At 54.0% G+C, this 20,606-nt stretch carries 17 protein-coding genes; 5 read left to right on the forward strand and 12 right to left on the reverse strand.

Features of this window, described 5'->3' with window-relative positions:
* Window positions 1-463 precede the first annotated feature (463 nt).
* Window positions 464-1,672: a PepSY-associated TM helix domain-containing protein gene (locus HU175_RS05765; protein WP_176565679.1), complete on the reverse strand. Its 1,209-nt coding sequence runs from the start codon at window positions 1,670-1,672 to the stop codon at window positions 464-466.
* Between the two features lie 362 nt (window positions 1,673-2,034).
* On the opposite strand from HU175_RS05765, the gene HU175_RS05770 reads away from it, so the two are divergent.
* The 3 genes from HU175_RS05770 to HU175_RS05780 are packed head-to-tail and all read left to right on the forward strand — an operon-like array spanning window position 2,035 to window position 3,217.
* The gene (locus HU175_RS05770) at window positions 2,035-2,436 is read left to right on the forward strand and encodes an acyl-CoA thioesterase (RefSeq protein ID WP_176565680.1); all 402 of its coding nucleotides are present in this window, start codon (window positions 2,035-2,037) and stop codon (window positions 2,434-2,436) included.
* 42 nt (window positions 2,437-2,478) lie between these two features.
* The gene (locus tag HU175_RS05775; RefSeq protein ID WP_176565681.1) at window positions 2,479-2,712 is read left to right on the forward strand and encodes a cysteine-rich CWC family protein; all 234 of its coding nucleotides are present in this window, start codon (window positions 2,479-2,481) and stop codon (window positions 2,710-2,712) included.
* Window positions 2,705-3,217 (forward strand): PAS domain-containing protein, encoded by a 513-nt coding sequence (locus tag HU175_RS05780; RefSeq protein ID WP_176565682.1) that lies wholly within the window; start codon window positions 2,705-2,707, stop codon window positions 3,215-3,217. The genes HU175_RS05775 and HU175_RS05780 overlap by 8 nt, the downstream gene beginning before the upstream one ends.
* Before the next feature lie 344 nt (window positions 3,218-3,561).
* On the opposite strand, the gene HU175_RS05785 is transcribed toward HU175_RS05780, so the two are convergent.
* The 8 genes from HU175_RS05785 to HU175_RS05820 form a co-directional block, all read right to left on the reverse strand.
* Window positions 3,562-4,209: an HmuY family protein gene (locus HU175_RS05785; RefSeq protein WP_176565683.1), complete on the reverse strand. Its 648-nt coding sequence runs from the start codon at window positions 4,207-4,209 to the stop codon at window positions 3,562-3,564.
* 28 nt (window positions 4,210-4,237) lie between these two features.
* Window positions 4,238-4,579, reverse strand: coding sequence for a DUF6686 family protein (locus tag HU175_RS05790; protein WP_176565684.1), 342 nt, complete (start codon window positions 4,577-4,579; stop codon window positions 4,238-4,240).
* Between the two features lie 16 nt (window positions 4,580-4,595).
* Window positions 4,596-4,835, reverse strand: a complete 240-nt coding sequence (locus tag HU175_RS05795; protein WP_176565685.1) for a hypothetical protein — start codon at window positions 4,833-4,835, stop codon at window positions 4,596-4,598.
* Window positions 4,836-4,840: 5 nt separating this feature from the next.
* On the reverse strand, window positions 4,841-6,934 hold the full coding sequence (locus HU175_RS05800; RefSeq protein ID WP_176565686.1) for a TonB-dependent receptor plug domain-containing protein: 2,094 nt from the start codon (window positions 6,932-6,934) through the stop codon (window positions 4,841-4,843).
* Window positions 6,935-7,151: 217 nt separating this feature from the next.
* Window positions 7,152-8,177 carry a hemin-degrading factor gene (locus tag HU175_RS05805; RefSeq protein WP_176565687.1) on the reverse strand — a complete coding sequence of 342 codons (1,026 nt, stop codon included), beginning with the start codon at window positions 8,175-8,177 and terminating at the stop codon, window positions 7,152-7,154.
* A gap of 4 nt (window positions 8,178-8,181) precedes the next feature.
* Window positions 8,182-9,024: a heme ABC transporter ATP-binding protein gene (locus tag HU175_RS05810; RefSeq protein WP_176565688.1), complete on the reverse strand. Its 843-nt coding sequence runs from the start codon at window positions 9,022-9,024 to the stop codon at window positions 8,182-8,184.
* Between the two features lie 4 nt (window positions 9,025-9,028).
* Window positions 9,029-10,135, reverse strand: coding sequence for a FecCD family ABC transporter permease (locus tag HU175_RS05815; protein WP_176565689.1), 1,107 nt, complete (start codon window positions 10,133-10,135; stop codon window positions 9,029-9,031).
* 28 nt (window positions 10,136-10,163) lie between these two features.
* Window positions 10,164-11,030 carry a hemin ABC transporter substrate-binding protein gene (locus tag HU175_RS05820; RefSeq protein WP_176565690.1) on the reverse strand — a complete coding sequence of 289 codons (867 nt, stop codon included), beginning with the start codon at window positions 11,028-11,030 and terminating at the stop codon, window positions 10,164-10,166.
* 349 nt (window positions 11,031-11,379) lie between these two features.
* Between HU175_RS05820 and HU175_RS05825 the strand changes: the two genes are divergently transcribed.
* Complete coding sequence (locus HU175_RS05825; protein WP_176565691.1) at window positions 11,380-12,873, forward strand: hypothetical protein; 1,494 nt, start codon at window positions 11,380-11,382, stop codon at window positions 12,871-12,873.
* 173 nt (window positions 12,874-13,046) lie between these two features.
* On the forward strand, window positions 13,047-14,666 hold the full coding sequence (locus HU175_RS05830; protein WP_176565692.1) for an N-acyl-D-amino-acid deacylase family protein: 1,620 nt from the start codon (window positions 13,047-13,049) through the stop codon (window positions 14,664-14,666).
* A gap of 83 nt (window positions 14,667-14,749) precedes the next feature.
* On the opposite strand, the gene HU175_RS05835 is transcribed toward HU175_RS05830, so the two are convergent.
* The 3 genes from HU175_RS05835 to HU175_RS05845 form a co-directional block, all read right to left on the reverse strand.
* Window positions 14,750-17,893: an efflux RND transporter permease subunit gene (locus HU175_RS05835; RefSeq protein WP_176565693.1), complete on the reverse strand. Its 3,144-nt coding sequence runs from the start codon at window positions 17,891-17,893 to the stop codon at window positions 14,750-14,752.
* Window positions 17,894-18,002: 109 nt separating this feature from the next.
* Window positions 18,003-19,106, reverse strand: coding sequence for an efflux RND transporter periplasmic adaptor subunit (locus HU175_RS05840; RefSeq protein ID WP_176565694.1), 1,104 nt, complete (start codon window positions 19,104-19,106; stop codon window positions 18,003-18,005).
* Window positions 19,107-19,236: 130 nt separating this feature from the next.
* Window positions 19,237-20,571, reverse strand: a complete 1,335-nt coding sequence (locus tag HU175_RS05845; RefSeq protein WP_228724335.1) for a TolC family protein — start codon at window positions 20,569-20,571, stop codon at window positions 19,237-19,239.
* Window positions 20,572-20,606 lie beyond the last annotated feature (35 nt).

Here is a 20,606-nt window from a genome sequence, read left to right on the forward strand (position 1 = left end):
TCAGCCAGTATTCGATAGAGCAGAAAACTCGTTCTGAACAGGCCGCCCGATCGTCGCATGCACGCCATCTTCGGTGTTGATGCGTCGGAACAGATAAATGCACTACGGTACACCCCAGCGATATGTACGTAGCATCGGCTGCTCTCGACGCGACTGTGTACGTGACGTGACCCAAAGGCGAATGATAATAAATTTAAGCTGGTGATGGCTCCGAATGCAATTGTCTAAGCATTACGATTGGCAGCTGGCCGTAATGCCTGATTGTATGACAAACAAGCCGAAAGATAGCTTCGTTGGTGACCAGGCCGACCGCGTTGATGGTCGGTTGAAGGTGAGGGGGGCTACTTATTTAGCTGAATATCAATTGCCAAACTCATACCGTTACACCGGATAAACTGCTTGGCTGAGCAACAAAAAAGCGACGTAACTCCAGCTACGTCGCTTTTGTTAGTACTCGTTTATGCTACACGCGGTTGCGCATCAGGTACGCCGGTGCCGGTTTAGGGGCAGTATGAGTCGCGATTCTGGACGCAGGTCGTGACCTGGCACTTTTCTTCGCCTTTTTCCGGCGTCCCCACCAGATAATGAACCCTGTAACGGGCATGCTGGCACAGATCAGACTGGCCAGAAACGCCAGGATCTTGCCGGGTAGCCCCCAGATTGCGCCAACGTGCAGGTCGTAATTCATCCGGCGTAGCTTGTCGGCAACGCCTGCATCGGCGTAGTTACCCGTATAAGGACCTTTATGTTTGATCTCTTTCAGCGTATGCTGATCGAAATAGTGGTAGTCAACCTTGTAGTATGTGCCGGGGCGGTAGTTTACGTACGAGTAGATCGACTCGGCGGGTAGTTTCGGGAAAGACAGATTGATGCCCTGCTGCGTGGGGTTCTCCTGACGTAGCTTGAGCCAGAGTTTGTCGACCGCGTTCGCTACGGACGTATTGAGCCGAGCTGCGGTGGTGTCGGAAGGAGGAATGACATAAGCCGGAGAGCCCTCGCCCCCCGTCACTTTATACAGTCCCTCGGAGAACCACTGAAAGCCCCAGACCAACCCCGTAATGGCAAACATGAGGCCGACGGCCAGCATGTAAAACCCCAGTACGTTATGCAGATCATAGTTTTTCCGGCGCCAGGCGGCATTCCATTTGATGCTGAAACGCTGTTTTGCCGCCGACTTGTTCTTGGGCCACCAGAGAACCATGCCGCTGATGAGCAGAAACAGGAAAATCAACGTAGCCGACGCCACAACAGGCTGCCCAATCGTAGGCGGAAGCCACAAGTAATAATGACCATGCAGGATGAAGTGGAAAAAATCTTCGTCTTCATTCCAGATCTTCAGGACCTCGCCCGAATAGGGATTCAGGTAAACGACGTAGTAGTACTCTGGATCGGCGTTGTAAAAACCCACATCGGCACTGCGTCCCGGCTCGTTATAGAGAACACCGTTGGCGGTCTTCCCCGGCAGGACAGCCTCGGCTTTCGCTTTCAACTCCGACGGGAGCAGAAGTTTACCAGTAGCGGGTGCTTCGGCAAAACGATACGGCTGGGTTACGTTTTTGATTTCCTGCTCAAAGGCCAGAATACAGCCAGTAACGGCGATTACAAACACAATCAGGCCGGATGTCATGCCCAGCCAGAGATGAAGTTTGCCAATGAGTTGTTTGCCCGTCATGGTCATAAACCAATAGCTATGAGGAGTTGTCGTTGGTAATTTAGACTAATTCTTAGGACAAAGGTAAATCGCCGGGCTGATTTTTCACGGGTTCGCCCGAAAAATAGCTGGTTACCCGTAGGTGAAAAAGCTCGTATGCCTCGCGGAGCCAGTACGATCAGATCAGTGAAATCATCCGGAAAAGAGGGGCTGGCTATGGGGTGTGGACCAACGTCAGGCGCTCACTGATGGAACTGCCAGCCGTATTTGCAACGTTTCGCTAACCAAACGAAACTAAGCAAGTTGGTCGAGAAGGCAGGCACCCGTGTACCGACGATATTGGATAGTTGCCCCGACAGATTCAGGCGATTGATCCCACTTTTATGACACTCGAAGAACGTATTCAGGCGGCCGAGACCCGCGTTTTTAAAGCCGTATTCCCCAGCACGACGAATCATTACGAAACCCTGTTTGGTGGGGCTGCCATGCAGCTCATGGACGAAGTGGCTTTCATTGCTGCTACCCGTCTGTGCCGAAAACCCGTTGTGACGGTATCGAGCGACCGGATCGACTTCAAAATGCCTATTCCGGCCGGTACGCTGATCGAACTTATTGGCCGGGTAGCCCGGGTAGGTACAACCAGTTTGCAGGTGGCCGTCGACGTTTATGTGGAAGAAATGTACAAAGATGGTCGGGAGCTGGCCATCACCGGAACGTTTACGTTTGTGGCAATTGATAACAATAAGCAGCCGGTTCGGGTACTAAATGATATACCTGTGATCTAGGCAGATCGATACGTACCAAAGGCGTCTTAAACAGATGAGATTATGAGCAAACACGCGGCCGAAGGATGTCCCCGCTGTGGGCAGATTTTTATCTGTAAAGTTAACTCGATTCTGAAATGCGACTGCATGCAGGTGCAGCTGACGCAACGGGAGGTCGAGTATATTCGGAATCTGACCGAGTTCGACTACGACGGCAGTTGCTTGTGCGTAAACTGTCTCCTTGATTTACAGGCTCATTATCGTTCTGATTACCAAGCTCCGGCGTACCATGTTTGATCTGACTCCAGCTTCCTGGTGCGATACGTTCGCCCCGTCGCGCGCCCGACCCGCTCTGATCGGTTTTGAGTTCATACCCCGGCCGGTTCGCCTTCCTGCGGCCACCCAGCCGGATTTTCAGCAGTTTATGCGGCTGGCCCATCGGCAGCAGTGGCAATTCGACTACCAGCGGGTGGCGGCCTTTCTGCGCAATCCGCAACATGCTCTGCTCGTAACCGACCTGCGCGAACAGATCCAGTTCGTCAATCAGGGGTTTGTGGCAATGACGGGCTATGAGCGGGAGGAAGTGCTGGGGCGCCGACCGGATTTTCTGCAGGGTACCGATACGTCGTCCGACACCCGCCGGGAAGTGCAGAGCAGCCTGCAGGCCCAGCAGCCTTTCGAAGGAAAGCTTGTTAACTACCGGAAAAATGGTGAGCCTTACTGGTGTAATATTCAGATAACTCCGCTCTTTACGGTCAATCAGGAACTGACGCATTTTATGGCGTTTGAGTGGGAGAACTGAGAACCTTTCGTAAGACACTGTGGGATTATTCTCTTCGAAGAATTAATCATGAGCGGCTTTGGTAGTAGGCCTCGTTCTTTTCATCGTAGTGGTCATTCGCTACTACCAACCGGCTTTCCGGTGACAGTGCCCATCCTATAAACAGGAGGCCAGACTGTTCTGAGCGCCCCGCCCGCGACTGATCGAAACGTTTCTTTTTTTCTGCCCGTGAAAGGGATCGCTGCATGGCCTGCGTGCAGAACTTCGCCCTGGTCTGGGAGTTAGATACTAGATATACCACAATAACGAAGGCCCGATCATCTCAATGGATAACCGGGCCTTTGCCCTGTAAACGTAGATTGTTTTTAATTCAGCGTCTTACTGCCGTTTGGCTGGTATACGTACCGGAAGGTGTAGTACCGGCCAACGCTGGTGGCGGATGGCGTTGCGGGGGCACCGCGGTAATAGCTCAGGATTTCCACTTTTGCGTATTTCCCGTCGCCCGTCCGGACAACCAGCACCCGACCCGGAATCGGCGTGATAATAGTGTTGGCGTAGTTATACCAGCCGTTACCCGAGCCCGTTGGAACTGCCAGCTGCGAAGCACTCTGGTCCGTGGCAAACGTAGCGCTTTCGGGAATCGTCGTCAGCGCGTCGAACGTACCGGAATGAACGTAAGCACCGCCCTGACCGGAGCGAATGGCTCCGCCGTTCACAATAATATTTGTGGCCCGGAAGCCGATGTCCCAGCGGTTGCTGGCCGAATCAGAATTCGCCACAACTGTACTGTCACTCAGGCGATAGAGCGTGTATTTATTCGTGGCGGCCGCCGGTTGCGTAGCGGTCGTCGAGGTACCCGTTGTAGAAACGGGCGTGGCCGTTGGATCAGCGGGTAGATTACGTACCGTGCGGGACTGAACGGGAACGGCGGGCGTAGTACTGTCGTCAGAACAGCTTGTTAGAGCAGCAAGCGAGAGAGCAGCAATCCAAAGGGTGTTTTTAAGCGAAAGCATAGTTAAAAATTGAGTAGTATATGGAGGATTAGTTTACAGATTTTGATACGTTATCCCGCCAGTGCAGTTGCACGACAGCGTTACCCAGCAGGCTGCGGAGTTCGGTGAGCTCGTCGGGCGCGAAGCTGAAAAACAGATTCGGAGATGAGGTTTTCAGGTGAATCCGTCCTTCGTCAGCGTAGTGCTGAAAATAGGTTTTCATGTCGATGTGCCGCACGACCCACTCCAGATGCAGCAGGTCTTCGTAAGGAAGCCACTGCGTGATGTTATTGAACTGAAAGGAAATCGGATGGGTCTGTGAAGGATCAACGTCGTGCTGGGCAATACGCCCCCGGAGCGACGTAGCGAGGATTTGACAGGTATTGTTCATTGCGGTTTAGCTGGTTCTAGTTCGGTTGAATACTGATCAGTTGACAACTCAGTCCGGCTTTTGTCAGTACTCGGATAATAGCCTGCGGATCGATTTCTTGCTGGGCGTTCGCCCCGGAGTCGATCCGCAGCAAACAATCTTTATCTTCCAGATCAAGGCTCCATCGGCAGACGTTTCGGAGCGTACACAACCGGCAGGCCGCCCGGTGCGCTCGCTGACTGGTGTTGATATCGGTGCGAAAGAGCAGTACGTTCATAACCGTCAGGATTTGGTCTGAAGGGTCCAGCGCAGCGATGCGTACCACAGCCGCCCGGCCAGATTCGGAATATATTGCGGATCGGTATGGCTCAGGAGATTGTCGACACCCAGTTGAAGCAGGACGGCGTTCATTCGTTTGCTCACGGCCGCATTCCACAGCATATAGCCTTGTACGTATTCATTGTCGGCATCCAGCACGACGTTGCCGTTGCGATCCGCAAACCCGTAGCGTCCCCGGTAAATACCGCGCAGGTTGGCCGACAGCCCCTGTTTGGGCAGTTCGTAAAAAACCTTTACGTTGGCCATGTGCCGTGAGCGGTTGTACAGCCCGCCATAGTCGCTACGTTTCACCAGTGTCGTGATCAGCGTACTTGGGTCGCGTTTGTAGAGTGTACCCGCTTTGATTTGATCCAGTACCGACTGATCCAGTGCCTGCAGGTACTGATAACCGCCACTAATCGTCAGCTTGCCCGATCCGACGTTTAGCCGATACTGGCCTTCCAGCTCGGCCCCCTGCGTCACGACCCGGCTTAAGTTCAGGTAACTGAATACGCTCTGGCCGTTGGTTTTCAGGGCTACGGCCTGGGTTTCGATCAGGTCGCGGATGTTGTTGCGGAACAGGTTCAGGCTGAACGTAACGGGCAGACTGTATTTACGGTCGAGGTTGGCCACCAATCCCAGGTTATACGCCAGCGAACTCTCAGCCCGGATGTTGGAAAAACGAGCCGGATCGGCCAGTACTTCCGCAATCTGTCCGGCTTGTTGCAGCCGCGCCAGGCTGTTGACCAGTTCCTGCGTACCGAAGACACTGTAACCCACGACGCCGTTGTCGAAATTTAGGTACAACTGCCGGAAGTCTGGTGCTTTGAAACCAACCCCCACACTACCCCGTAGCGCCAGCGTCTGGGAGAGTTCGTACCGCGCCGATAGCTTGGGACTGAACTGACTGGCATACTGCGAGTGCGCATCATAACGGCCGCCAACGATAACGTCCCAGCGGCTGGTGGGCAGCCATTCATACTGAAAATACACATACTTGTCGTTGAAGCGTTTCAACTCGGTGTAACGGGTGGCGTTAACGCTTTCGGCGAGGTAACCCGTACCAAGAGTCAAAATCTGCTTTTGCCCGATGTACCGGTCTACCTGAATCTCGGGCCGGTTGAAGGTCTGCTGGAAATAACTCTGATCGTACCCCTCGCCGGTGCGCTGGTAACGCAGGTCAGAGTCGGTGCGGTAGCCGGTTCGGTAGTAACGGTACGTAATCTTCCAGCGATCCGACGGGCGGTGGGTCAGGACTGGGTTAAAATTCCAGTCGAGCACCTTGCCCAGACCGGTGATTATATCATTCGTTACATCGTAGCGGTTATTTTGGTTTTCGGTAAAATATCGTCCTGATACACTTAGTTTAAGTTTGCTGCTTAGGTCGGCGGTGAGCCGTCCGCTGAATGTGTGATTCAGAAAAGGCGAAACCGTTTGGCCGACGGTTTCAGGTGTCAGGTCATAGCCCGCCGATTGGTAGCGGTTTGCGAAGGCGTAGAGACCAATTTTACCGGATTTGAGACTAACGTCACCCGTCAGGTCACTGGTCCGGTTGGCCCCGTAGCGGGCCGACAGCGAGGCCATCGTCCGGTTGGCGTTATCGGTGATGATATTGACAACGCCAGCCAGGGCTTCGGAACCGTACAGGCTGGACGATGGTCCTTTGACGATCTCGATCTGCTTGATATTACCCACGGCCAGTCGGGTCAGGTCAAGCGTCCCGGCGGTGCGGCCAACCAGCGGTTCGCCGTCCAGCAGGATCATCGTGTATTCGGGGCCGAAACCCTGTACCTGAATACCCTGTCCATGGTCGGTTACCAGCGCCAGGCCCGTCTGCTCCCGTAACACATCGTTCAGCCGAAGCGAGCCCATCTGTTGAATCTGCGCTTTATTGATGACCGTTACCGGCATCGGCAACGAACCCATCGGGCGTTCGGTACGCGTCGCCGTTACGACAACCTCATTCAGCGCGCGCCCTTTCAGACTGTCAGCCCGCTGACCGGTCGAGTCGGCTTGTTGAAAGGCTATAAGGCAGCTAAGCGCGTACAGAGAAAGCATTTTTATTTAGTTTAATTCTAAAAGAAAGATTGTGCCTAATGGTATTCTCAGAGCTATTAGGCTGATTTACTCCACATTGTCATTTGGGTTTTCTGTCATTCCGACGCCAGGAGGAATCTTAATGTTTGTTAACGCTCAAGTGAGGATACGTTAAGATTCCTCCTGGCGTCGGAATGACAAAAAATTTTATTTGTACTGATTCAGCGAAAACGACCAATCACTCAGCAAACTCAGCCACGACGTCGCGCCAGGCTTGCTGCTCGGGAATGCCCGGTTTGCGCTTGCCGAAAATGAGCGCGATCTGATTGCCAGCCGCATCGAACAGTTCAAGGCTGGTGACTACGCCATCGGCCGTTGGTTTTTTGACGACCCAGGCCGATGCTACGTGATCTTCGCGCAGGTGCAGATTGAACTGGGGGTCGAGCACATTGAACCAGGGCCCCATCGGTACCAGCTTGTGCACCGGTCCCGTATGAATCTGGATACTGCCCCGACTGCTGACAAAAATCATGATCGACAGGGCGGTTTCCGATACCCGCGCAAAAACTTGTTTCACCGCTTCCATCGTGGTAGGGATGGCATGGCCCTTTGGCGCGAGCCGCATGGCCTGTAGCCGGGCTACGTTGTGTTTCCGCAGCAGGCCAAAGAACTCATGCGTGTCCTGCAAATCCAACCAGCCTTGCTGGAAAGCCGCTACGTCGATGCTGTCGTCGGCTGCGACAACAGCTGCTTCAGGGCTTGGTTCAATCGGTAGCTCTTCCGACTGATCGGCGGCTCGGAATGTCGTTACCAGCGTGTCGTAAGCGACCTGGTTACTCTGATCGGTCAGGTAGATTTTATGAACAGCCTCACCGTCGCCAGCAAAGAACTGGAGACTCTGTCGGCCGTTTTCGGAGACCGCAAAACCGTATTTCCAGTGCATCATAAACAGCCGCAGGTCGATGTCTTCACCCAGTACGAGCCCTACGTGACCGTTGAATGATACGTCTTTGTACTCGCCTTTGCGTTCGTGAACTACGCTGTCGTTACGGGTCAGTGCCATGACGTAACCCAGTGTCGGAACCTGCTTGAGCACCTCCCGGAAATCGCCGTCGAGCCGTGTCACGGTGTCGCCGATGGACGTAGCGACCAGCTCGGCTTCGCTGACGCCCAGTTGAGCGGCTGCATCACGGATGCGGGATTTTGGGTTTTCGGCTTTGAAGGCCGCGTATTGATTTTTTAGATCTGCTGTTGTCGGTGTCATAGGCTTAAGCCGTTTGAGTCGAGAAAAAGTGGGTTGCTTTTTGTTGATCGGGAATAATAATCGGGTAACTGAGCGACGGTTCATCAACCACCTGAACGGCCAGCCCGAACGTGTCCATGATAGCACCAGGCGTCAGAACCGTAGCCGGTAGCCCCATTGCCAATTGTTGTCCTTCTTTAAGCAGCAGCACCTGATCGGCGTACTGCATAATCAGGTTCAGGTCGTGCAGAATCGCCACGATGCCGTAACCTCGCGTGGTCAGATAGCGAGCCAGTTTGAGCAAACTATGCTGAAAATAAAGATCAAGCCCGGTAGTTGGTTCGTCGAGCAACAAATACCGGCTGGTTGTGCCCGATACCACCCGACCGTTCAGATCATCCGCAGTCATCAGCTGCGCCAGGACTTTAGCCAGATAAACGCGCTGCTGCTCTCCCCCCGAGAGCGTAGGAACGGAGCGATCTGTCAGGTGATCGATAGCTGTCAGTTTCTGAACATACGTAGCAACGGCTTCGTCGGTGGGACCAGGGTGGCCGCTGAAATGCGGGTACCGGCCCATCATGACCAGCTCACGCACCTGAAAGGGAAAGGCTAATGGGTTTTGCTGGGCAAGCACCGCCCGCCGACGTGCCAGATCGAGTGCGCTGTAGCTGGACAGTGATTTTTCGTCGAGCAGGACCTGGCCACTGGTTGGCGTCAATTCGCGGCTCAGGGTTTTGAGTAAAGTGGATTTGCCGGCCCCGTTGGCCCCGGCAATGGCCACAAACTCACCCGGCCGGGCACACAGCGATACGTTGGCGAGCAGTTGCTTCCGGCCGAGCTGATACGTAATATGACGCGCTTCCAGCATAAAGTTAAACGCTTCCGTTCGATTTACTGGTGATGAGAATGTACAGAAACAAGGGCGTGCCCAGCATGGCGGTAATGATGCCAATCGGAAGTTCGGCGGGGGCAACGATGGTCCGCGACAGGAGATCGGCCAGCGTCAGAATAATTGCGCCCAGCAGAGCCGAAGCCGGCAGGACCCGTCGGTGATCGGCCCCCGCCATCAGCCGAATCAGGTGGGGAATTACCAGCCCAACAAAACCAATTACGCCCGAAATAGCTACCGCCACCCCAACGCCCAGCGTCGACAGCAGGATGACCCACCGTTTGAGCTGCGTAGCGTTAATGCCCAAGTGCCCAGCCTGGCTTTCGCCGAGGGCAAAGGCGTTTAAGGCTTTACCGAGCCGGGGCAGGAGTAGCACAGGAAGCAGCAGAAAAGGCGCGGCTACGGTGATGGTTTCCCAGGTAGCGCCACCCAGGCTGCCCAGCCCCCAGAACGTGATAGACCGTAGCTGCGCGTCGTCGGCGAGGTACGTCATCAGGCCCGTCAATGCCCCTGACAGCGCATTAATAGCGATACCCGCCAGCAGCATCGTTGCTACTACGGCTTTGCCACCCTGACGAGAAAGCTGATACACAAGAAACGTCGTGATTGTTGCGCCCGAAAAAGCCGCAATGGACAGCATGTATAGACCCAGCTGGGGCGGAATGCTCTGCGCCAGTTTGACCTGGAACATGATGGTAAGCACGGCAAAGAGCGACGCTCCCGACGAAATACCAATCAGGCCCGGATCGGCCAGCGGGTTACGAAACAAACCCTGTAAAGAAGCCCCCGATACGCCCAGGACCGCGCCGATCAGCACGCCCAGCAACACGCGGGGCAGGCGGATTACGGTCAGAACGGCTTCCTGCTGCGGCTCAACGGCCTGCGTAGATACCCCCAGCTGACGCAGCAGAATGGTGATTACATCGGGTACGGCAATCGTCATGGCTCCAACGCCCACCGACCAGATGACTACCCCGAGCAGTGCGATTGACAGCGCCCCCATCAACCACCAGCCACGCGCCCGAGACCGGCGAGTTGATGACTGAGGGCGCTGCGTAGCGGTAGGTGGTTCCTGAACGGTGGGTAACATAAGGGAGGGTTAGGTATAATCGAAAGCGTTATTTGTTCATACTCAGTTCGGCCGTCAGTTTCTGGCTCAACTGCTGTACTGCCTGACCTAGTCGCGGACTAAAACCCGTCAGTAGCTGACCATCCATGTCGATGACGTTGCGATTCCGCCCAGCGTTGGTCTGAGCAATACCGGGCACTTTCAACAGGCCATCGATGCCACCCAGGCTTTCCAGACCGCTGGTAAATAACAGCAATACGTCGGGGTTAGCCGCTAATAGTGCTTCGGGGGTCAGTGGTTTGAAACTGGTGAAGCCCGTTGCGGCATTAGTACCCCCCGCCAGTTTGATGATATTTTCGATGGGTGTATCCTGTCCGGCAACCATCAACGTTCCAGCTCCGCGGGCGTAGATGAACAGGACTTTCTGCACTTTGGCTGGCTTACGAACCTTGGTCAGATCGGCATCGATTTTCTTAACTAAAGCCGGTGCTTTTGCGGATACGCCAAACGTAGCCGCTACTTTGTTGATAAGGTCTTTGGCACCGGCAACAGTAGAAGTCTGATCGAGGAATACCGTCTTTACACTCGCACTCCGGAATTGCTGAATCACCTCGGGTTTTACGTCCATGCTACCATTGGTTTTGGTGCCAATGATGATCGTCGGGCGGAGTGCCAGTACGGCCTCGGCGCCAATGTTCCGATTATGCCCAACTTTCGGGCTTTTAGCCATGGCTTCTGGATACGTACTTGTTACATCCGTACCAACAATCTGGTTCTGTAAGCCCAGTTCGCAGAGAATTTCCGTAACTGTACCATTCAGCGAAACGATCCGCTGGCTGGATTGAGCCTGACTTCGTGAAGGACAACCGCTCAGGAAGGTTGCCAGTGCGAACAAAAAATAGGCAAGTCTGAACATACGTAAGTGCTGGATTTATTTAGATTAAATTTAAATAGTGCACAAATTTAGAATTAATTTAAATAACGTGCAAAGGAAGTAGTTGTATTCGTGCAGACATTTACGGAATCAAGGTTATTTACTTAGGCAAAACAGAGCGGAGGCTGTCTGCCGTTAGTAAGCAGCAGTAAATACAGACCTGTTTCAGAAGCTAAGTAAAAGCAATGGTGAAGATTGGGTACCGTTTATACAATTACCCCGTTTTTTTTAACAGCGTTACATCCCTTTTGCAGGACGAGGAATCTAAACTAGAGCAGGCCCATCATGCCTGTTTTATTCAGGTTCAACCTTTTGTCAATTACTCGCTTGTATGAAAAAAAACTACACAATATTCCTCGTCTGGAAATTACTACTGCTGCTGTTAGTGTCAGGCAGTATTGCCAACGCGCAATCATCAGCATTGCAGCTTTATGTCAAAGCGTACGATTGCACAACAGGATTTACCACATTTGAAACTAGCGGAGGAGATGGCTCACCAATCATATTTACTGCCCCTGGTATCATTCGTTCATCTCTTAGTAGCACGGCAGGTGTGGTGGAGCAGGGGCTGCGCAACGACCCTAAACCACTAACAATCACAGCTATCCAGAATGGCCAGGCTATGGCTAGCGCAACCTTCGATTTCAGCGCTTACTGCCGAGAGAATTTAGCTCCCAAACTAATTAAGCCCATCCCGGATCAGACAATCCTTGTCAACAAGTCGCTCTGGCCAGGCGGTCTGATTGATATTGGTAGCTATTTTCAGAAGCCAGGTGGTTCAAAATCATTTCGGCCTGTTATGGACGTTCGAATCACTGGACTGCCGCCCGGAATGTGGAAGGAGGGATACAGTACTGAGTCCTCTACGCTGGCCTACCTTGCCGGGACGCCAACCGTAACGGGTGTGTTTAACGTAACAGTCGTTGCCTACGTATCGAACGATCCTCGGGAGTTCTCCACAACAACTACGTTTACTATTACGGCGGTTAACCAGCCAACTTCCCCTGCTCCCGGAGGGGCATTGACCATACTGGCACCAACGTATGACTGCGGATCGGGGGCCATTGCGTTCAATACCAGCGGTGGCGATGGTTCACCAATCACCTACACCGCGCCGGGCGTTACCCGCTACTCGCCAACCATCAGTACCGGTTATGTTGAGTGGGAGCTACGTAACGATCCAAAAGCAATTACGATTCAGGCTACACAGAGCGGCTATACGACTAGCTATACGTTCGACTTCAAGGCTTACTGTACTACACCGCCTGTTGTTGTTCCGCCTACGACCGGTGCCCTAACCCTGCTGGCCCCAACGTACGACTGTGCTTCTGGTGCCATTCGTTTCAACACCAGTGGTGGCGATGGGACCGCGATTGAGTTATCTTCGCCGGGCATTACTGGTTGGACAACCAATCCAGATCAGTTTGTGGATAAAGACTCCCGAACGGCAAACGACGTGCAACCCTTTACGCTGACGGCCCGTCAGAGTGGGCGAGTCGTTACGTACACCTGGGATCTGAAGGCGGCCTGTGGCCGGTCGGCGCGGGTAGCGGCTGTTGAGGCTACAGGCAAACTAAAGATGCGGGTGCTGGGAAATCCCGTGAGCACGGAGGCCGTGGTGGAAGTTACTGGTATTGAAGGACAACGGCTACAGTTTCAACTCGTTAACAGCCGGGGTGCAATCTTGGAAACCCGTTCGGTAGAAACTGCTAAATCCGTGGAACAGCAGACGTTCGACGTTGGACGGCATACGGCTACGATGTTGCTGCTGCGAGCTGTAGCCGGGCCACAAAGTGAGACAATAAAGTTGCTCAAAGCCAACTAGGCAAACGCCCTGTTCCTGAATCATGGAGAAGCGGCCGTAACAGATAGTGTTACGGCCGCTTCTGTGTCAGCAGGGTACAGAAAGGAACGTACTTGGGGAGATTCGTTTGATTTTGCCGGAAAAACGGGCATCTTCAATGCTGATTGCTTTGTCAACCAACCCCCGTACTACGTATGCGTTTTATCGTCTACAGCTTATGGACTGTGCTGTTTACAGCCTGCCTGACTCACGCCCAGTCCTACGATCTCGTTATTAAAGACGGGCGGGTAGTCGATGGGACCGGCAACCCGTGGGTGTATGCTGACGTGGCGGTGAAAAACGGACGTATTGTTCACGTCGGAAAAGTCCCGGCCAATAGCGCTAAACGTACTATCGATGCGGCTGGCCTGCTTGTGGTGCCCGGTTTCATTGACGTTCATACCCATGTTGAAGGAAACCTAAATAGCCAGCCTACCGCACCCAATTTCATTTATGATGGCGTAACGACGGTGATTACCGGTAACTGCGGTAGTTCAAGCACCAGCCTGAAAACGTATTTCGACACGCTGCGCACGTTGCAAACTTCCATAAATGTAGGCTCGTTGATCGGGCACAACTCCGTGCGGATGAAAGTCATGAAGATGGCTTTTCGCGATCCAACAGCCCGTGAGCAAGCTCAGATGGATGCCCTCGTTGAGCAGGCCATGAAAGAGGGTGCCGTTGGCCTGTCGACGGGTTTGATCTATACGCCCGGTACGTACGCGCGTACCCCCGAAGTAGTGAATCTGGCTAAAGTGGCGGCTCGATACGGCGGGCTGTATGCATCGCATATTCGAAACGAAGGACAGAATGTGAAAACGGCTGTCAACGAAGCGATCCAGATCAGCCGGGAAGCGAATATTCCGGTTGAGATTTCACATTTCAAAGTAGCGAGTAAGCCACTCTGGGGAAAAAGCACCGAAACCGTCGAACTAGTTGAAGCGGCCCGGCGTGAGGGTCTGGACGTAACGGTCGACCAGTATCCATACACGGCATCCAGTACGTCGCTGGAAAGTATCCTGCCGTCGTGGGCGCTGGCCGAGGGCGACTCGATGGTGCTGTCCCGCTTTCACAATCCGGAAACCCGCGCTAAAATCCGGACGGAAATGCTGGAAACGTTAAAGAAAAATCTGCGCAAGAACTACGAATACGCCGTCGTCGCCAGCTACCAACCCGACACGACCTTCAACGGCATGAGCATTAGCCAGATCAACAAAAAGCTGGGTCGGCACGATAGCGCTGAAACAGAAGCGGAGTTGGTCATGGACCTGATGGAACGCGCCCAGCTGAAACGAATTCAGATGGTGTACCACACCATGTCGGAAACCGATGTGGAGAACATTCTGCGCTATCCAAATACCATGATCGCGTCGGATGCGGGTGTGGCCAAACTCGGTTCGGATATGCCGCACCCCCGCGCATACGGCACCAATGCCCGGGTGCTGGGTCGTTACGTCCGCGAACGCAAAATCATTCCGCTGGAGGAAGCTGTTCGCCGGATGACGTCGTTACCCGCCCAGCGTTTCCGCCTGACGGATCGCGGTCTGTTACGTCCCGGCTATGCCGCCGACATCGTGCTGTTCGATGAGAAAACTATTGCCGACGAAGCGACCTACGAGAAGCCCCATGCCTATACAGCCGGTATTTCCTGGGTAATCGTTAACGGGACACCCGTGGTCGAAAATAGTAAACACAACGGGCAGCGCCCAGGGCAACTGTTGATGGGGCCGGGCCACGAAAGGCCGGGCCACGCCGGGCCGGGGGATGAGAAGTAATGGGCAGAGGGGGTGGGGCCGGGGGTATGGGTCGATCTCCCCATGCCCTTGACCCTTTACCCCCGGCCAAACAATAAATTTCCTTAAACTCGCCGAGCGGGGTTGGCCTGCGCAAATTTTCGAGCCTCTTCTTTCCGTTCCCGACGGCTATAAATCAGTTCGTACGTAACAGGCAGAATCAGCAGGGAGAGGACTGTACAGGTCATCAGCCCACCGATCATGACCGTCGCCAGTGGTTTCTGCGTTTCGGAGCCGATACCCGTTGAGAGGGCGGCCGGTAACAGGCCCAGCGAGGCCATCAGGGCTGTCATCACCACCGGGCGGACTCTTGTCTGAGCCCCTTCGCGCACGGCTTCCAGCAACGGTACGTTGTTGTGCAGATTTTCCTTAAATCGGTTGATCAAGATAACCCCATCCTGTACCGATACGCCGAACAGACAGATAAAACCAACCCCCGCCGAGATACTGAAGTTGATCCCCGTGATCCAGAGTGCCAGCATACCCCCGATGAGCGCAAATGGTACGTTCAGGATAATCAGCGTGGCGTCAATGGCACTGCCGAACGTAAAGAGCAGGATCAGGAAAATAACCGTGATACTGATGGGCACGACGATGGCCAACTGTCGTTCGGCGCGGGTCTGGTTCTCAAATTCACCGGCCCAGCGCATCTGGAAGCCCTGCGGCAGTTTCACCTGCTGGGCCACTTTTTTCTGCGCTTCGTCGATGGTGCTACCCAAATCACGGCCCCGTACCGAGAACTTGATGGCAATAAACCGGGCGTTATTCTCCCGATAGATAAACGCCGGACCCGACCGGATACCAATATACGCCAGTTCCTTCAGCGGAATTTTACTGCCCGACCGGGTGGGAACCAGCAGGTTTTCGATCAGCTCGGGTGAGTAGCGGAACTGCTCGCCGTAGCGTACTTTGACGTCGAACCGGCGTTCGCCTTCGTAGTATTGCGTAACGGTTTTACCCCCGATAGCCGTTTCGATAACGGACTGGGCTACGTCGGTAGGAACGTTATAAAGCGCCAGTTTCTGCTGGTCAAGTTCGATACGGAATTCGGGCTGGCCGAGGTTGCGGAAGACGCCAAGGTCGCTTACCCCCTGAATCTTGCTCATGACGTTGTAGACCTTCGTCGCTTCCTTGTCCAGCACGTTCAGGTCCTGGCCGATAATTTTAATGGCCATCGATCCTTTTACGCCCGAGACGGCTTCTTCTACGTTATCAGAGATAGGCTGCGAGAAGTTAAACGATACCCCTTTGAAACGAGCCAGCTTCTGTTGCATCTGCGCGATCAGTTCATCTTTTGTGATTTCCCGCTTCCATTCCTCTTTGGGATAAAGATCTACGAAAAACTCGTTGTTGAAAAAGCCCGTCGGGTCGGTTCCATCGTTGGGACGGCCCGTTTGTGAGATTACCCCACGCACCTCTGGAAATTCGTCGAAGATCGCCCGAAATTTGCGCGTGTAGGCATAGCTTTCATCCAGCGATACAGAGTAGGGGAGGCTGGCCCGGACATAGATCGAACCTTCGTTCAACTGCGGCAGAAACTCAGAACCAATATGGAACACAAAGAGATAGATTGAGAACGCCAGTGAACCCAGCGCAATACCGATGATGGCTTTCGGTTTCCGAACGGCCCAGTTCAGCGCCGGGATATACCCTTTCTCTAATCCTTCAACAATGGGGTTATGCCGCTCCCGGACGTTCTTCTTCAGCAGGATGCTACACAGCAGCGGAATCAGCGTCAGGCTGACGATGAGCGAGCCCAGCAGGGCAAAACCAATCGTCCAGGCCAGTGGACTAAATAATTTCCCCTCTACTTTCTGGAAAGTGAAAATTGGAAGCAGGGCCGTAATGATGATGATCTTGGACGTAAAAATGGATTTGCCCAGTTCCGTGGCGGTGGAAGCAATCCAGCTCAGCTTGGCCCGTCCGTTGAATTTCATCATGCCCGTGTGCTCGGCCCGGACGGCCAGCATCACGAACAAGCCTTCCACCATCACCACCGCGCCGTCGATGATGATCCCGAAATCAAGCGCCCCGATGCTGAGCAGGTTAGCCGTCATGCCCCGAAGGCGCAGGCAGATGAACGCGAACAGCAGCGCCAGCGGAATGACGATGGCCACCGTGAGTGTCGTCCGCCAGTCGGCCAGGAAGATCAGCAGAATGACCGTGACCAGGAAAATGCCCATACCCACGTTTTCCCCCACCGTGTGCAGGGTGTAGTTGTTGAGCGTGGTTCGGTCGTAGAACGTTTTGATCTTGACGTCCTTCGGCAAGATCTGATTGTTCAGTTCGTCGATCTTTGCTTTCAGCGCCGGAATAACGTCGTTGGGGTTTTCGCCCTTGCGCATCACGACGATACATTCCACTACGTCCTCCTGCTTGTCGCGGCCAACGATTCCCAGGCGGGGCTGAAAGCCCTCCCGCACGGTACCGACGTCGCGCACCCGGATTGGAGCCCCGTTTACGTTGTCAATGATGATACCTGCTACGTCCTCGGGTTTGGTCAGCAGGCCAATCCCTCGAACAACCAGCGCCTGATTCCCCTGCTTGATGACGTCACCACCCACGTTGATGTTGCTTTTGCTGATGGCGTCGTCCACATCCAGGGCCGTAAAGCCGTAGTTCGCCAGCAGGGTTGGGTTCAGGCTGACTTCGATGGTTTTGACCTTACCACCAAAGCTAACAACGTCGGCGATCCCCGGCACGCTTTTGATCTGGCGCTCGATCACCCAGTCCTGCAGCGTTTTCAGCTCCGTGATGTCCTTGGTTTTGCTTTCCAGCGTAAAGCGGTAAATCTCGCCGGTAGGGCCGTAGGGAGGCTGAATTTCGGCCGCGACACCATCCGGTAGATCAACGCCCGAAATACGGTTCGCTACGTTGGTCTGCGCCGTGAAATTGTCGACGCCATCCTCGAAGATCATGGTTACGACTGAGAGGCCGAATAGCGATACCGAGCGCAAGGTGCTCTTGCGCGGAACCGAGTTTAGTTCGGTCTCGAGGGGTAACGTAACGAAGCGCTCTACTTCTTCGGCCGAGCGGCCGGGCCACTGCGTAATGACAATGACGTTGGTATTCGTTACGTCGGGAAAGGTCTCGACGGGTGTATTGAGAAAGCTCACTACCCCCGCCACGACGATCAGCGCGATGCCGAAGAAAACGGCAAAGCGATTCGTCAACGCAAAGGTGATGATGCTGCGAATGAACTTGTTCATAATATCAATGAGTGATTGTGCGAATGAGTGATTGAGTGATATCTAAATCGCAAGAGGAACAGGGACTGGAAGCCGCTCTTTCGCTCTTTCATTCTTTCGCTCTTTGAATTTAATCGGTGAGATCATTGTACAGCAGCAAACTTCCCTCTGTGACGACGATGTCGCCGGGCTTAAGATTGCCGCCGGTGACGAAGGCGTAACGCGTTGTGTTCTTAAGCACTTTCACCTCGCGGGCTTCGTATTTGTCGCGTCCAGTCTGGACGATGACGTAGTAGTGATCACGGTCGAAAACGACGGCTTTCTGGGCCACGGCCAGCGCCTGATCGGAGCCGGGCGTGCTGCGGTTGGGCAGATGCACGTGAATGGTTGCGAACATATCGGGCTTGAGCAAGCCGTCGGGGTTGTCCAGCACGATCCGAACTTTCAGAACGCGGGCCTGCTCGTCCAGTACGCTGCTGACGTTGCTGATGGTACCCCGGAATGTTTTGTTGGGGTAGGCCAGTACCTGAATATCGACCGATTCGCCCTGTTTCACCTCAGGGATGTCTTCTTCATAGACATTGGCCAGCACCCAGATTTTTTGCAGGCTCGAAATCGTGTACAGCGGGTTCTGGTTGTCGGAGCGCAGGTCCTGCCCGGCGTTGACGTTCTTCTCGACGATGTACCCTGCAATCGGCGCTTTGACGGAGAAGTAAGGCTGCCCCGTTCCGGCCGTACTGCCGCCGTACACCCGCAGAATATTGGCCGATCGGCCCAGTTCTTCCTGCGCTTTCTTTAGGTTGTTTTTTGCGGTTAGAAAGTCGGTCTGCGAGGCAAATCCGGATTTGTACTGCGCTTCGGTGTTTTTAAAATTCTGCTGGGCCACTTCAAGATCCGATTTGTCGGCCTGGTAATCGTTGGTGTAATTCGAAATATCACCCGAGCGGATCAGGGCCAGGTCCTGCCCTTTTTGTACGTAAGCGCCCAGAGTGGCTGTCGTTTTCTCGACGTTTCCACTCACGAGCGGGAATACCCGAACGACGTTATCCTGATCGAACGTAACGGTGCCGTTCAATGTCAGCTCATCTTCGGGATTCATTCGCCGAACTGAGTCGGTCAGGAAGCTGCTGGACGAATCGGCGGCTGACGTGGGCGCTTGTTCGTCTTGCTTTTCCGAGTGCCCGCAGGCGGCCAGCGTAAGGCCAGCCAAAAGTATGAAAGGAAGCTGTCGCATAGAACAAAGAGCGAATGAGTGAATGAGCGAATGGTGAGAAATGAAAGAGTGATCTGAAATTGGACTGTCGAAGCGTAGCTTTATCATTCTTCCCTTCTTTCGCTCCGCTTCGGCGGTCCGATTTTACTCTTTAGAAAAATTTCGTGTTGGTGGTGAAGTTTAACAACTGCTGCGACTGGAACAGATTATTCCGAAGATTGATCAGGTTAAGCTGGGCCTGTTGATACGTCCGTATTTTGTCGAGGTAATCGAGCAGGCCAATTGTTCGTGCGTTGTAGCTACGGGTGGCTTCTACCGAAATATTCTGAATCCGGGCGATGTAATCGGCAGGCAGCGTATTGTACAGGTTATAATACGTGTTCAGCTTCTCATAGGCGTTCAGAACGTCGCTCTGAACGATGGTCTGCTGATTATCCGTACCAGCCTGAGCGCTTTTCAGGTTGAACTCCGCGGCTCTGATTGCGCCCTGGTTCCGGTTCCGGATTGGCAGGTCTATTGACGTATACAGACCCGTAAAATTGTTAAAGGCATTACCGTACTTATCGAAGATAACCCCGGCCAGCAGGTCGGGTGTACGCCGGGCTTTTTCGAGCGTCAGGCTGCGCTGGGCGTAGTTGACCTGTTCCTGTGCGATGGCCGCGTCCGGGCGGTTCGCCAGGGCCGAGTCAATAGCTACGTTGATCTGGGGCATGGCTGGCGTAACAACCGGTACGTCCGTTGGCAGGATAAAACTATTAGCCGTTTGCCGCAGTAAAACACGAAGGGTTGCCTGCTCGTCGGCGATCTGACCCCGATAATCGGCGATGTTAGCCCGTAGATCGCGCAGAGCCGCTTCCAGACGGGTAACTTCGTAGGGAGCGACCCCGCCCGTTCGCTGTGCAATCCGGTACGATTCGATCAACTGACCCTGACGAACTTCTTCGTCGCGCAGCAGGGCAGTCGCCTGTAGATCATAAAACAGGTTGGCGTAGGTCGTGTACAACTGGTACCGCAACGTCCGCAGTACGTCCCGGAAAGCCAGGCTGGCCAGATTGCGATTGCTCTCGGCTACCGCCACCAGCTTGCTTCGTTTGCCAGCCAGCATCAGCAACTGCTGCACCTGAATGGTCATGCCGCCTTTGTTGAACTGGCTGTTGGCCACATCAGCAGCAGAGTTCTGACCGTACTGAAAAAACTTGCCCGTTTGCGGATTGAAGAAGTTGGTTTGGAAAAAAACGTTCGGGTTATAGCGCAGACCGGCCTGGACAATGTTGGCTTCGGCAACGTTAACCTGGTATTTCTGGGCCAGTAGCTGAAAATTACGCTCCAGAAACTGCGCATCCAGTTGCGATAAGGATTGACGCAGGGTATCCGGGGCTGGCGCGGGCGTCGGTAAGGTAGATTGCGCATGTAGCGCCGGGAGGATAAGAAACCAGCTTAGCAAAATACCCATCCAGGGGCGGCTGGCTATTGATTGATGCGACATTGTAATAAACTGAACAATGGTTGCGGAAAAGAGTA

It is taken from the genome of Spirosoma sp. KUDC1026 (assembly GCF_013375035.1).
Taxonomy (GTDB): domain Bacteria; phylum Bacteroidota; class Bacteroidia; order Cytophagales; family Spirosomataceae; genus Spirosoma.